At 49.0% G+C, this 14,349-nt stretch carries 13 protein-coding genes; 1 reads left to right on the top strand and 12 read right to left on the bottom strand.

Annotated features, from left to right (window positions below):
• The 8 genes from QZT80_RS01940 to QZT80_RS01975 all read right to left on the bottom strand — a co-directional run.
• Nucleotides 1-255 (bottom strand): TetR/AcrR family transcriptional regulator (locus QZT80_RS01940; RefSeq protein ID WP_295117061.1); only part of this gene is annotated, 255 nt, incomplete at its 3' end.
• Between the two features lie 143 nt (nucleotides 256-398).
• Nucleotides 399-1,520 (bottom strand): epoxide hydrolase family protein, encoded by a 1,122-nt coding sequence (locus tag QZT80_RS01945; RefSeq protein ID WP_295117063.1) that lies wholly within the window; start codon nucleotides 1,518-1,520, stop codon nucleotides 399-401.
• Between the two features lie 9 nt (nucleotides 1,521-1,529).
• Nucleotides 1,530-3,017: a cardiolipin synthase gene (gene cls / locus QZT80_RS01950; protein ID WP_295117065.1), complete on the bottom strand. Its 1,488-nt coding sequence runs from the start codon at nucleotides 3,015-3,017 to the stop codon at nucleotides 1,530-1,532.
• A gap of 312 nt (nucleotides 3,018-3,329) precedes the next feature.
• Nucleotides 3,330-5,081, bottom strand: a complete 1,752-nt coding sequence (locus QZT80_RS01955; RefSeq protein ID WP_295117067.1) for a hypothetical protein — start codon at nucleotides 5,079-5,081, stop codon at nucleotides 3,330-3,332.
• Nucleotides 5,082-5,202: 121 nt separating this feature from the next.
• Complete coding sequence (locus QZT80_RS01960) at nucleotides 5,203-5,661, bottom strand: hypothetical protein (protein ID WP_295117069.1); 459 nt, start codon at nucleotides 5,659-5,661, stop codon at nucleotides 5,203-5,205.
• The gene (locus QZT80_RS01965) at nucleotides 5,662-7,119 is read right to left on the bottom strand and encodes a RagB/SusD family nutrient uptake outer membrane protein (RefSeq protein WP_295117071.1); all 1,458 of its coding nucleotides are present in this window, start codon (nucleotides 7,117-7,119) and stop codon (nucleotides 5,662-5,664) included.
• A gap of 17 nt (nucleotides 7,120-7,136) precedes the next feature.
• Entirely contained in the window at nucleotides 7,137-10,367 is a 3,231-nt protein-coding gene (locus tag QZT80_RS01970) for a SusC/RagA family TonB-linked outer membrane protein (protein ID WP_295117073.1), read from the bottom strand.
• 23 nt (nucleotides 10,368-10,390) lie between these two features.
• Nucleotides 10,391-11,398 carry a FecR family protein gene (locus QZT80_RS01975; protein ID WP_295117075.1) on the bottom strand — a complete coding sequence of 336 codons (1,008 nt, stop codon included), beginning with the start codon at nucleotides 11,396-11,398 and terminating at the stop codon, nucleotides 10,391-10,393.
• 307 nt (nucleotides 11,399-11,705) lie between these two features.
• Here QZT80_RS01975 and QZT80_RS01980 point away from each other — a divergent pair, with 307 nt between their 5' ends.
• The gene (locus tag QZT80_RS01980) at nucleotides 11,706-12,221 is read left to right on the top strand and encodes a sigma-70 family RNA polymerase sigma factor (RefSeq protein WP_295117077.1); all 516 of its coding nucleotides are present in this window, start codon (nucleotides 11,706-11,708) and stop codon (nucleotides 12,219-12,221) included.
• Between the two features lie 60 nt (nucleotides 12,222-12,281).
• On the opposite strand, the gene QZT80_RS01985 is transcribed toward QZT80_RS01980, so the two are convergent.
• From QZT80_RS01985 to QZT80_RS02000, 4 genes are read right to left on the bottom strand one after another with little or no spacing between them, the layout of a single operon-like run.
• On the bottom strand, nucleotides 12,282-12,671 hold the full coding sequence (locus QZT80_RS01985; protein WP_295117079.1) for a hypothetical protein: 390 nt from the start codon (nucleotides 12,669-12,671) through the stop codon (nucleotides 12,282-12,284).
• 50 nt (nucleotides 12,672-12,721) lie between these two features.
• Nucleotides 12,722-13,237, bottom strand: a complete 516-nt coding sequence (locus QZT80_RS01990) for a hypothetical protein (protein ID WP_295117081.1) — start codon at nucleotides 13,235-13,237, stop codon at nucleotides 12,722-12,724.
• The gene (locus QZT80_RS01995; RefSeq protein ID WP_295117083.1) at nucleotides 13,237-13,575 is read right to left on the bottom strand and encodes a hypothetical protein; all 339 of its coding nucleotides are present in this window, start codon (nucleotides 13,573-13,575) and stop codon (nucleotides 13,237-13,239) included. The genes QZT80_RS01990 and QZT80_RS01995 overlap by 1 nt, the downstream gene beginning before the upstream one ends.
• Nucleotides 13,576-13,635: 60 nt before the next feature.
• Nucleotides 13,636-14,202, bottom strand: a complete 567-nt coding sequence (locus QZT80_RS02000) for an RNA polymerase sigma factor (RefSeq protein WP_295117085.1) — start codon at nucleotides 14,200-14,202, stop codon at nucleotides 13,636-13,638.
• Between the last annotated feature and the right edge of the window lie 147 nt (nucleotides 14,203-14,349).

Here is a 14,349-nt window from a genome sequence, read left to right on the forward strand (position 1 = left end):
CACGCTCAGCTTTTCCTGCAGGCTGGCGTCTTTTTCGAGGATGGCCTTAATATCGACCATCATTTCTCCCATGGCGCTTTGAAACACCATATCGAACAGTTTGTCCTTACTGCGGTAATAATAATGCAACATGGCCTTATTAATACCTGCCTCGTCCGCAATATCCTGCATCCGCGCACCACTAAGCCCCTTCTGGAAGAAGATCTTTTTCGCGGCGGCGATGATGAGTTGTTCGGTATTGCTGGCAGTTTCCATGTTCAACTATTAGTTTTAACCATTTGGTTAATACTGCAAAGTAAGGGTGCTTTCGTGAGATATACAAATGTTTTTTTCTACGGAAGGCGGATTAACCGGAATGAGTGAGGAACTGGCGTCCGCCCCGGGTGGATACGTATTAGTTACTTCAACCCTTCGAAAAACGTTTTAATATCCTCCGCTATTTCCTGCGGCACCTCCCATTCGGCGAAGTGGCCGCCGCGTTCCATTACCGTAAACCGTTGCACGTTGTAAAACCGCTCCGCCCATTCACGTGGCGCCGGTACGGTTACAGCATCTTTCAAAGGCATGATGATAGCGGTAGGCGCAGCGACACGACCTGTTAAACCCCAGGCGCGGAACACCTCGCGGTAGATGCGAACGGAAGCAGCACCGGCATTCGTGAACCAGTGCAGGGAAAGGTTATCGAGTAAGGCATCGCGACCGAAGTGCGCATCTACATTCCCATCACAATCGCCCCAGCGCTGGAATTTTTCGATGAACCAACTGGCTAATGCTACGGGGGAATCTGATAATGCGGGCGTAAGTGTTTCGGGGCGCAGGCTTTGGAAACGTGCGTAGAGTGTTTCTTCGGGTGCCCAGGCAGCTACTTTTTGCTGGTAGGCTACTTCTGCTTCGCTGAGATCGTTGGGCTGCGGCGACAGGAAAGGGGTAATACCGGTACGATGTAAGCCTATCACATGTTCCCGGTATTTGAGACCTATCTGTTGCTGCACCAGCGCACCCTGGTCGGAACCGCGGGCGGCAAAACGGGCAAAGCCCAACACGTCCACCATCAGCTTTTTCACCAGGTCGGCCATACGCACGAAGCTCATGCCATGCTCTTCCGGGAATTTTGTAAAGGGGTAACCGGGCATGGAAACGGCTATTACTTCAAAACGCCCGGTGAGTAAGGGGATAATGTTCAGCACCTGCACAAAACTGCTGGGCCAGCCCTGCATCAACAATAATGGTGTGGCGTTTTCGCTTGTAGCGGCAGCGTGTATAAAATGAAGTGTTGTACCGTCTACATCGGCCTGGTAGTGTGCAAAGCGATTCAGCTTTTCTTCACGCTCACGCCAGTTGTAGGTGTTAGCCCAGTAATGTACCAGGTCGCGCAGGTAATCACCATCGGTACCATCGGCCCAATTAGAAGGCGTAATGGGCGTAGGCCAGCGGGCGTTTTTTAAACGGTACTGTAAGTCCTTAATGTCTTCGTCGGGAATATGAATGTGCAGGGGGCGCACAGCAGGGTTCTTTAGCATGGTTCCTATTTATAAAAGAGGGGAAATAAGTTTTACGATGGCCTCGAATAGTTTGCGCCATTTACTGCGGAGCAGCCAGGCTTCCGGTTGTACTTCGCTACTGTGTACCTGGTCGTGCAGGAATGCCTGTGTAAGCCGGTGGTTTACATCATGACTGTACACGAAAGCATTTACCTCGAAGTTAAAATCGAAACTGCGGATATCCATGTTGGCGGTACCTACTACCGACAGGTTATCGTCGACCACCATGGTTTTGGCATGTACAAAACCTTTCTGGTAGCGAAATATACGAACGCCACAGCTCAACAGGTCTTCAAAAAAAGATTCGCTGGCATGGCTTACAATACGGCTGTCGCTCTTATCGCCGGGTACAAGCAGGCGTACGTCTTTACCAGATAAGGCGGCCTGCCGCAACGCATCGAATATCGAATCGTTAGGAATAAAGTAGGGTGTAGTAATGTATACCGAACGTTCGGCCTGGTTAATAGCGGCCAGGTACGACAGCATGATGGCCGACCGGTTAGAGTCCGGGCCACTGGCGGCTATTTGCACCAGCGAATCGCCGGGTTGTTCGCAGTCGGGGAAAAACTGGTGGGTGATGGGTAAGTCTGCATCGGCACAAAAGTTCCAGTCGGACATAAAGATGAACTGTAACGAGTGTACCGCATGGCCTTTGATCAGTAAGTGCGTATCACGCCAGTACAAACTGCTTTTCTTCGTGGGATTATAACGTGCATCGTTGATATATTTATCGGCCACGTTAATACCGCCGATAAAGCCGGTATGCCCATCTATCACTACTATTTTACGGTGATTACGATAGTTAAGCCGGTTGGCAAGGATACGAATGCGGTAAAACGGGAACACCTGTACGCCTGCTGCTCTCATCTGGCGGAGGAAGCGGCGGTTGATATCACTGCTGCCGAAATCATCATAAATAAAGCGCACTTCCACCCCATCGCGGGCTTTCTGCTTCAATACCTCCATGATCTCACTACCGATGGTATCTTCTTCAAAAATGTAATATTCCAGGTGGATGTGATGTACTGCTTTCTTTAACGCCTCCAGCAACTGCGGGAACTTCTGTTCGCCGTTCAGCAACAGTTCCGCATAGTTATTATCGGTTACCGGCGACAATGTGTCCTTAAACAGTAAACGCGCTATGCCCTGTTTGTTATCCATCAGATCGGCATGCTGCAACAACACCGCCCGTGATTCCTGTTGCAGGTAATCCTGCAGGCGTTGCGAAAGGCGGACGTTGCTGACCCATTTACGGCTATAAATGCGGTTAACGCGGCGGTTAACGCCTACGGTCATATATACGATAAGGCCCAGGCCGGGCAGGAAGAACAGCAGTAACAGGTACGCCAGTGTTTTGCCGGAAGAACGCGTTTCCATCAGCGCCTTATAAGCGGCCATGGCAGTAAAAAAGTAAAGGATAGCGATACCAATGGTTTCCCAATGTTGTACCAGGAACCTGGCCATCTCATTCAACATGCAACAATATTAGGTCTTAAAAATAGGTATTAAATGGCAAATGCCGGCAGTTACGCCGGCATTGGTGGTAAAACCAGAAAGGGTTTCAAGGGTAGGCTGAAGAACAGGATGTATACTACCCTGTTATCAGTACAAAAATTTGGTGCATTCACCAGCGTTCCATTACTGCCTGAATAGGTATTGCCGCATATAGATGCATACACATAACTCCGTACTCCAGTAACACAATGTCGGCCTTTCTGCCATCCGGCCCTGTTGCCGGCCTGTGTTAGAATAGCGGTGAAGACAGTTTTGCCGTCACCACTATATTTATCATGGTATATCAAGTTTCCAGACTTCTGTTTTTTCGGTGGCGAACAAACTGGCCGCCAGGTACACCACACCGTCGTTACCTACCTGCATATCAAACTCGCCTACTTTAGCGTCGATCACCCTTACCGGTGCTTCCCAATTATTGATCTGTTTTGAAAATGCTTTTACGTATAAGGCGGTGCCATCGGAGTAAGCCAGGTACAACTTACCATTGGGGTGTACCGCGATATTGAAGTTATCGCGCTCGCCGGCTACGTTTACGGAGTTACCTAACACTTCCCAGGTGCTGCCGGTATAGTGCATCACATGGTTCAATCTACCTACGGCGGCTGCTTCCTGGTAAGCAACATATATTTCGCACTCCTGATCCACCGCCAGCTCTACCTTTAAAAAGCCATTGGCGCCCGTTGCGCTGAACTGCGCCGTTCCTATTGTACGCCAGGCATTAGCTTCCCAGGTATATACCGATGGTTTGCTGGCGCCACCCGTGCGTTCCATCACGGCCATATATACGGCACCGTTGCGCGAAGCCATTTGTGTGGTGCCGCAGGTAATGCCTGCGGGTGGATTAGCCGCGTTCCAGCCTGCACCGTCAAAGTGCATGGGGTATAATCCTCTTTCCGCTACAACCGTACCACCCCGAGCGCTCATCGATATAAACGGTACATTACCCGATCCTATTGTCATCGACAAATAATCTGGTCGCGGAATGGAGAACCTTGCCAGTCCGACGTTCGTCCAGGCACCATTTACATACTTCATTACAGTGGCCTTCTGCTCGCTGTTCTTAAAGTCTTTATAACTGATGTAAGGAATGCCGGTATCGTCGAAACACAGGGCAAAGTCTTCGGCTTTATCTTCGGAGAAACCTGTGGCCCCACCGTAAAACTCCCATGCGGTGCCGGTATAAGTAATCACCGTGGCCTTCTCGGCAGCACCGTCTATCAACACACCATTTTCCAAACCATCGCGCTGGTAAGCCAGGAATGGTTTATCGGTTAATGGATGTATGGCCATCACAATGCCATCGGTACGCGGAGTAATAATGTTCTCTCCTATTTTTGTCCAAACCGGGTCGGTAAGGAAATCAACTTTGACAATGAATTTTTCACCGGTGTTGCCGCCGGCTTCCAGCACTTCGTACTCAACGGGATTGGTAAAGTCGTGTACTGTTTTGCCACTTTCCTGTACCACGCCGTTCACTTTCACCGTAGCGCCGGCGCTGAATTCAAAGCGGGGTACCAGTTGTGTAAGGTCCGTTTCCTTAGGTACCCTCACCTGTATGTTAACACCGGTGATAACGCCCAGGTAGTTTTTGAACAACCGGTGGGTATTATCGCTTTCGTACAGTCCAAACCTTGTGATGGCAGCACTCTTCTCTACTTTTACTTTGTAGGTTTTCACGCTGCGGTCTTCCGCTTTTACGGAATATTCTACCGGCTCGGTAAAGTCGATGACTGTAACGCCGCTCTCCTGTACCTGCCCTTTCACTTTGATGATCGTACGGGGATTGACCAGGTCGAAAGCTGGTACCAGTTTAGAAACGTCTACTGCGTTCGGCACTCTCAATACAATTACAGTATCATCTATTACGCCGGTTACGTCCTGTGCCAGACCGTTGTTCCTGGCGGCGGGCAGGTAAAAGGTCTTAAAGTCTTTGGTATAGATAATAGGGTCCTTATCCCGGCAACCCATAAACAGGGTGGCCAGGGCAAGCAGAATCAGTAATATGGCAAGCAGCGCAGGCTTCATCTACTTCACTCCTTTTGTTTTTTATAATGCGCGGGCATTAGAACGGCTTTTATCGGCGGCGTTTCCGCCTGGTATTGTTTTAGGCGCTCACCATGGCCGGTATCGACCGGGAATAACTTCATCAGTTTTTAATAATTACCAGGCTGCTCTGCAACTTATCGGGTCCGGGCAGGCCAATGGTATAGTTTTTAGAATTACTGATGATGCGTATCGTAAGACTGTTATTCTGTTGCGGGGCCAGCGGACTTTCGAGCCAGGCAATACGTACAGGGCGCTCGAACATGCCCTGCACAAAATGAAGGGTATCGCTGGTGTTGATCAGTTTATAGTCGCGCCCCTCCTGTAAACCATTACCGGCTACCACGCTATATTTTACGTCCATTGGCTCGAACTGTAGTTTTCCACTGTAGTACACGTTGTAATTCACGGTGTCTTTACGGTTAAAACGTACAAACACCGTGTCTTCATTGGCCACATGTATATGCACAAAGGGATGATCGTAAGGTTTTACTTCGTCCTTATTACAAGCCGCTATCACCATGAGTACCAGCATGACCGGTATGCACAATTGCTTTATCATCTAGTTAATCTCCGGGTTTGGTTGCATGCCCTTATTCGCATCCAGTTCCTTTGAAGGAATAGGAAGAATGAAACGTGCATTCGGATAAGTAAGACTGCACTTCGCGGCGTAACAATCACTGCCACGGTGCAGGTTTTCTTTACGGCGCGAAATATCGAACAGGCGATGACCTTCGAAACACAACTCTCTCCTGCGCTCTGCTGCCAGTTGTGCGAACAAGTCGGCCGCATCGTTATAAACAATATCGATGGTTGTATTCGGATGCGCGCGCTGTGATATTACTTTCAGGTCGCTGGCCGTTTCGGCATACCTTCCTTTTTTCCACAAGGCCTCTGCACGGTTCAGGTATATTTCAGAAAGACGTACCACTTTTGGGTCCATGGGCCAGTCTAAATCTACCGCCCCGTCTTTCCTGGCGTACTTTATCGTATAGTTTTTGCCGGATGCGTTACGGAACATTGTTTTTCGTACGTCTCCATTATCATACAGATCATACAGCTGGTTAGCGGCATAAGCCTGGAACGAGCTATTAGAGTATACAGCCGATATAGTGCCGGCAATACTTTCCTTTGCACCTTTGCGGGCGTATAGCTGGAACACTACTTCTGATCCTGCCTGACCGGATACGAACATATCCTGGTAATTGCCTGCAGACGTAAGGGTATATCCACCCTGGTTAATCACGCTGTCGGCATACAGTATCGACCTATCCCAGTCTTCTTTGTACAGATATACCCTTGATAACACCCCCCATGCGGCTACATGGTTTACTGCGAACGAACTCCTGGAAGGATGTTTTTTCAGCAGGGCCGCCGCGTCTTCCAGGTCTTTGATCACCTGGTCGTAGGTTTGTTTGATGGTTTTACGTGCGATCAGTTCACCCGGGCTCGGTGTTTTCAGCAACACCGGTACACCCCAGTGCGAGGCATCTGTAGTGAACGTATAATGCTGTGCATATACACGGCTAAGGTCGAAGTGGCACAGCGCGCGCAGCATCAGCGCCTGGCCGTGCAGCGAATCGAGTTCGCCTCTTTTATCGGGGTACAGTATTTTTAGCGGGGTAATGCTGTTGATGATGTTGTTGGCATTATTCATCGCAGCAAATATGTACAGCCAGATGTGGCCTACCGCGAGGTCGTCGCTTTCGGGCAAACTCTGGAAGTTGTGTTCATCGAACAAAGCGAGATCTATATCGCCGGAACTACCTGCCAGTTTCAGGTTCACATCATCGCTTGCAATATCGGGGTACATCAGGAACTCACGTGCGTAGTAATAGGCCATACGGTTGTAGGTGCCATTCATGGCAGCACGTACGCCGTCCATATCTTTAAACACTTGCTCTTTGCTGATCCTTCCCACGGGCTCCTTTTCCAGGAAACCTTTGGTACAGGCCGCCGCCAGGCAGCAGATGGCTGCAAACAGGCCGGTGACTTTCAACATCTGCATATATCTGCTCATAGGTCCTTTTAAATAGTTCAAATGCCTGCTACCAGTCCAAACGAAATTACTCTTTCCAGCGGATAGGGAGAGAAGGAATTTTTGTACGTATTCCTGTTTTTCTGAGTTTGGTACGGTGTCCAGAAGCCAACATTGTCGGCTTGCAGATAGGCGCTGAAATTCTGTAAATGCAACTTGCCCGCAGTTTTATCGGGCAGCCGGTAGTTAAGGCTGATGTTCTGTAAACGTATGTTGGTCTTCTTATGCACGAATCGTGTAGAGTGGCGGCCCGATGAACTGCTGATGCCATATACCAGCCGCGGTACCAGCGCCAGATCGCCTTCTTCCATCCAGCGGTCGAGTTGGTTGCGCGATTGGTTTTTATCGAGGATGTACAAGCCATCGCTTTCGGAATTACGCCGCAGATTGCTAAAACCATATCCGCCCAATGTAAAATTGAGTAAAGCAGACAGTGTAAACTGGCGGTACGAAAAGTTACTGGTGACACCCCCAAACAGGTCGGGATTGGTAGAGCCAATGGCCACCCTGTTATTCAGGTCGAACACCTTGGTGATGTTACCGCGCAGGTCGTACCACATGGGCATCCCGTCGCGGGGATCGACGCCTGCCCAACGCACAAGGTAAAGCGTGTTGGCATCTTCGCCAACACGCCTGATGGTTTCCGTTCCTAATACCTTGTCATTGTTATTGTAAAGAGATGTGATCGTATTCTTATTTTTTGCCAGGTTCAGGTTTACGACCCACTGGAAGTCTTTTTTATTGATAATCACTGAGTTTAAGGCCAGTTCTACGCCCTGGTTACGCACTCCGCCCATATTCTGGTTAATCTTGGTTTCGCCGGTCGTACGCGATACATCCACGTTATCGATCAACCTGGAGGTGGTATTCCGGTAGCCTTCCAGCTCCACTGATACCCTTTTCCACAAGCTCAGTGAAAGACCTATATTCAACATGCGGGTGGTTTCCCAGCTAAAGGCGGGATTTTCGCCGGTGGTCATTACCGCACCGGGCTGGCCGGCGTAGGAATAGTCTTCACCGAAGCTGTACAAACCTTTGGAGGCATAGTTACCTACGCGGGAGTTGCCATTGGTGCCGTAACTGGCTTTCAGTTTAGCGAAATCGATGATATCGTTGTGCCAGAAATCCTCGTTGCTGATGGTCCATGCTACACCACCGGAGCCAAAGTTACCCCATGCCACATCCCTGCCGAAGCGGGAGTTACCATCGCGCCGGTAGTTGGCGATGAAGGAGAACCTTTTATCATAAGTGTAACTTACTCTTGAGAACAGCGACAGCGCACTTTCCTCTTCTGCACTGCTGCCTGCGAGCTTTGTTTCAGCCGGCGCAAAAGATATTTCCCGGATATTGTCATTTGCGAAATTGGAGGCAGAGGCAAACAATGCATTAAGCCGGCCGTCTGACGCTTCGGTACCCAATAATCCTTCTACGATATGGGCGCCGAACTGCCTGGTATAGTTAAGGCGGTTGATGGAAATCCAGCGCAGGAAATTCGTTTGCGCCCGGCGGGCACGCCCTAAAGGTGTGCCATCAAAAGTATCCATCCCCGACCAGTTCTTCCGGGACCTGTACTCGTCTTCACGAATATTATAAAAATCGATACCATTGGTGGTATTAAACTCCAGCCCGTCGATGATTTTAATGGTAGCACCTATATTGCCTGTTACGGCAAAAGTGTGCTGCTTAAAATCATTCTGGGCTGCGTACGCCAGCCTGTTAAAAAAGCGATACCCGGTGATCGAATCGTACAAAGCGTAGGACCCGTCGGGGTTATAGGGGTTAATATTAGGGCGGTTCGTATAATAATCAGATTCTGGCGTAAACATGTTATTCTTATTATAGGAACCGCCCACCTTAAAAGACAGCGAAAGCCGTTTGTTCAGTTTTTGCTCCAGGTTCATGCGGGCCGACAACCTTTCGTTGTCATTAGCCAGCATGGTCATCTTTTCTTTAAAGTAGGAGCCGGAGATGAAATACCGCGTACGTTCGTTGCCACCGGAAAAAGAAAGGTCATGTAACATGGTAAGTCCGTTACGAAAAAATTTATCGTACCAGTCTGTGTTTGCTTTGTCCTTTTCGGGGGAAAATGGATAATCGGCCGGATTCAGTCCTGCATTGGCATATGCTTCCGCGGCAAGCGTGCGGTACTCATCTCCTGTTAGCACCTGGAACTTCGTGTCGGTAACAACGTTTACACCTGCACGAAAATTATAAGTTATTTTATCTTTTGATGCGATGCCTTTCTTCGTGGTAATTAATATTACCCCGTTGGCGCCGTTGGCACCATAAATGGTGGTGGCAGTTGCATCTTTCAGTACGGTAACACTCTGGATGTCATTCGGATTAATATAGGAAAGGGGGCTGATGCTCACGTCTACACCAGAAATTGAGTTGGTGGCATCACCGGTATAAATGGGCACCCCGTCAATAATCCACAAGGGTTCATTAGAAGCCAGGAACGACCCCTGCCCTCGTATCCGCGTCTGGTAACGCGGGCGCGGACTGCTCTGGTCGAGGCTTTGCACCTGGTACTGCTGGCCGGGTACCAGCCCTTCCAGCATACGATCGATACGGTCCAGCGGTTTACGTTCCAGTTGCGCGGCAGTGATCACAGTGGCGCTACCCACCTGGTTCTCTCTCCGCTCCTGCAATCCGTACCCTGAAACGATCACTCCTTCCAATTGCCTTTGGTCTTGCTCGAGGCTCACATTTACTACATTACTTTTTACCGGTAAACGCTGGCTTTGCATACCGATGAAACTAAACACCAGTTCCTGCGGGTCGCCTGCCACCTCAATGCTGTAATCTCCGGCAGGATTGGTAACCGTATGGCGGGGCAGGCCCGGCACCGATACGGTTACCCCTTCCAGCGGCGCGCCGTCTGCTGCGGAAACCACTTTGCCACTCACCTTTACAGGTTTGCGGACTTCCGCTTTCGCAAACACCACACGCTTGCCGTTGATGACATAGGTAATGCCCAGTGTTTTCGACAACTCATCGAGTATGGGTTCCAGTTTACGGCCGGTGATCTTTACGGTTACCAGCTTATTCAGCGGCAACACGTCCGGGCTGTAGGCAAATTTTACCTGGAACTTTTTTTCGAGTGACGATAACAGTTCGCTGAGCTTTACCGCATCCTGTTGTGCTGCCGGCACAGGGCCTTGCGCCCAAAGGGGCCCGGCACACTGCACGCCCGCGAGCAGCAGGACGATGAGTAGCATTTTCTTCATTTATAGACGATTAAAATACAGCCTTACTTCTTTGGTTGAATGGTGTATCGGTTGCCACTCTTTGCATACTGCATGTTCAGCGAGTAACAGATCACCTGCAACACCTCGTCCAGCGATTCGCGCTCGAACGACCCGGTGAAGCTGGCACTGCCCAGCTGCGTATTCTCCAGTTGGATGTCTGCTTTGTAGTAAGCCCTCAGTACGGCAACAATGTCCTCCACCTTTTCCTGCTCAAATACCAGGTTGCCGCTCCAGTACAACTGTTTGGCCGGCAGGGCCCCTGTCAGTTGTACTTCATTCGCCTCTTTACCCAATATCGCGCTCTGGCCGGCCTTCAGTACTTTAGCCGCGGCTTCGTTGCCTGCGGGTTCGTAACTAACGGCCCCGGTTAACACGGCCAGTTGCTCGGTACCATCTTCTTCATAAGATTTCAGATCGAAGCTGGTACCCAATACTTTAACAACAGAATGAGAGGTTTTTACCTTAAATGACACTTTGGTATTTGGGGTTACCTGGTAAAACACCTGTCCCTGCTGCTCAACATTCCTGTGTTCCTTACCATAACCTGGCAGGAAGCGGAGTTTACTGTTGCTGTTCAGCAAAGCGGTGGTACTGTCGGGTAAAACAACGGTGATCGGCTCGGCAAAGGCTTCATAGGTCTGGTATTCATCTTTACCCGACCAATAAAACACGGCTACAATTGCTGCTATAGCGGCGGCGGCTCCTGCGGCAGCAAGGCGCAGGGTACGTACTTTACCCTTGCGGGCGCCCATCAGTACCGTTTTGCCAGGGGCAACGGTCATACGGGCACGAAGTTCGTTCCAGTGCTGGTCGGCATTAATACTGGCCGCCCAGGCGGGAACGTCCGCTTTATACGACTTTAAAAAAGCCTGGAACAGTCTGTCATTTTCATTAGACGCTGCCACCCAATCTTTTAAGCTGGCCAAAGTAGCTTCATCTGCCTCTCCCCGGAGGTAAAGGTCTAACCACTCATGCCATATTGGGTGTTGTTCTGAAAATGTGCTGTTCATCCGGATTATTTTCATGGATGACGTACGAAAAGTGAAAAAGGAGTAAGCGGGAACAAAAAAAAATTCAAATACTTTAAAAAAGTGCATTTCATACACCATTTATGCACATCCATCTTGTCCTGTTATGAAAACTCCCTTTTCTCAACTATCTTTCGGAATCATTAGGTTTAAATGAATAGTAGCAGCATTTGGTGAATGAACAAATCAAGATAGAGGGCCAATAACATTAAAATTTCCCATACCATTTCCAGGAATGGATGACTTTGCAGCACATATCGACACTCAACGGGTACTCCCGTGGGAAAACATGACTGATTTTGAACATTTTTACAAAACTCACTTTGTGAAGATGGTCGTGCTTTGCGCCAAAATTGCTGAGGACCAGGATTTATCCGCTCAGCTGGTGCAGGAGGCATTTTTCAAGATCTGGGAAAAACGTGGTTCCCTGAAGGACGTAGCCAATCCGGCCGCCTATCTGTATCAGACGGTGCGGAACACTGCGCTTGACTACATGCGTAAAATGAAGCGGGAAGTTACCGGCCACGAGATTGATCCCGAAGCCCATAGTAATGAAGAAGCCGATGGCAGAGATGAAATGATTCTCTTCGTACGTAATGCATGCGTTAAACTTCCGGAGAAATGTCGCCAGATATTCGAAATGGCTTATTTCGAAGGACTTTCCAATACTGAAATTGCTGAGTACCTCGACCTGTCGCCCTTAACGATAAAAAAGCAAAAAGCTATTGGGGTTCAAAAGGTTAGGGAGATATTACTGCCTGTACTGCAATCCCTCCTGCTTTTATTAAGCTACCTGCCCATCTGATAAAAAAAAGAGCCGCCCCCTTTCAGGAACAGCCCTTCTAAATCTTGTTTAGCTGCGAAATTAGTTGTTGCCGCCACCGCCGTTGCCGCCGGGACCACCATTACCACCACGGTTCTGCCTCATCTTAGCCTGATCTTCTTCGTACTTTTTGTACTGCTCTTCAGTCAGAATGCCTTTGAATTTCTCGTTCATCGCCGCCCTGTTTTTCTGCATAGTTTCACGGTCAGGACGCTGACCGTCTTTAAACGCTTTGTCCATTTCCTGGTTGTTAGCGAGGATAATGGGCTCCAGTTTAGTTACCTGGTCTTTTGTAAGGGCCAGGCTTTCTGTCAATCTTTCAATTGTGGCTTTCGTTCTTTCCTCGGCTGTACGGCGTTGGCCCTGTTGCGCGCTTACAGAAATAGTAACAGCTAACATTAAGCCCAGGAATAACATGAATTTGTTTTTCATCTTGTTTGATTGTTTTTAAATGAATGGTTCGGAATTGGGTTTTATATTTATTATCTACTCTTTGTACTATCTGCCCGCTCTCCCCTGTCCTTACGATAAGGACCGCTCATTTTGCGGATTACCTGGTTGATCAGTGAGTCAAAACGCGGCCTTTGCTCGTCCGTACACAATCCCCTCACCTGCTGAAAATGCCTGAACACCTGCATATCCACTTCTTTCTGCCTTAGCCCGATGGAGTCGCCATAGGCGTTAATAACGGAATCAGGTACATTATTACGGTATAACTGCTGGTAAAAGCTGTCTTTCGCCGTACGCATTTCGGTAAAATGAGGTTTCATTTTATCCCAGTGCTGCTCACGTAAACGGTTGTACGTCTCCATCTGTGCTTTACTGAAACCTACTTCTTTCTCCAGGATTACTGCCACATCGTTTCCCCTGCCCGTTCTGTTTTGCTTTTGCGGCGCTGCCGGTTTCAGGAAAACGAAGAACGCCAGCATGGCCACATTGGTAACCAGCAGGATGACCACCAGGACACCCAGTATTCTGCTTTTAGTTGGCATCGTCATCAGGGTTCAATTTTTTCATCTTCATAAATAGTTACCACACTCAGGTTATACTCATCTGCAAAGGCCTGTAAAGAAGCCTGCTCCACTTTCACGGGTGTGGCATACCATTGTTTAGCCATCGTAACGCCATTAATCAGCAGTATCAATGCAATACCGGTAATAGCCACCGACGGACGGGCAATAAACGCTGTCAACCGCTCCAACATACCGGGCCGCTCCTGCTGCAGGCGTGCCTGCAGGCGGGTATAGAAGAACTCTCCAGGGGTAGCCCTGTCAACTCCGTCCATACTTCCCAGTACAGCTTCGATGTCTTTTTCTATGTCTTTTCTACTTCTCATACGGTATATATTTATTAGACGACAATCCGGGGAAAAACCTCCGCAACTTTTTCAAGTTTTTTAATCATCTTCCCGATAATACTTTTCCAACTGCGACCTTAGTCCTGCTTTAGCCCGGTGCATGAGCCCCTCCACCGAGGCCAGACTAATGTCCATTACTGCGGCTATGTCTTTGGCACTCAACCCCTCCAGCTTATGCAGTACAAATACCGCCTTCTGGTTTTCGGGCAGGCGTGCCAGGGCTTTAAACAGCAATACAGAACGTTCTTTATTGGCCAGCGTTACCCCGGGATGGTGAAAATCGGCAGACTCCACCAGGGTTTCGCCACCCGCACCAAACAGGCTTGTTATTTTGGCCCAGCGTTTCTTCCGGTTCTTCTTTTTTAAATGGTCCAGCGATTTGGTGACGGTAATACGGTAAAGCCAGGTAGACAAAAGGGCTTCTCCTTTAAACGACGATATCGACTCATATACCTGCATGAAAACCTCCTGGGTCACATCTTCCGCATCTTCCGGGTTCTGTAAAATACCAATAGCCGTATTGTACACCATGTCTTTACAGGTGTGTACCATATCTTTAAAAGCAGATGCGTTGCCCTGCTTCAAATTTTCTATAAGGCCGGCCAAATGGAAGAGTTGAGCTTTTCTACTGCAGTGCGGCCGCCCCTGCTATTCCTAAAAACAAGGACGGCCTCCTGGCAATTATGATCTTTTGCCGAAATTCTTCAGCGTATAAGTAAATGTAAGCATAAAATACTGGCGTAACACCATGGT

It is taken from the genome of uncultured Chitinophaga sp., from assembly GCF_902168175.1.
Taxonomy (GTDB): domain Bacteria; phylum Bacteroidota; class Bacteroidia; order Chitinophagales; family Chitinophagaceae; genus Chitinophaga.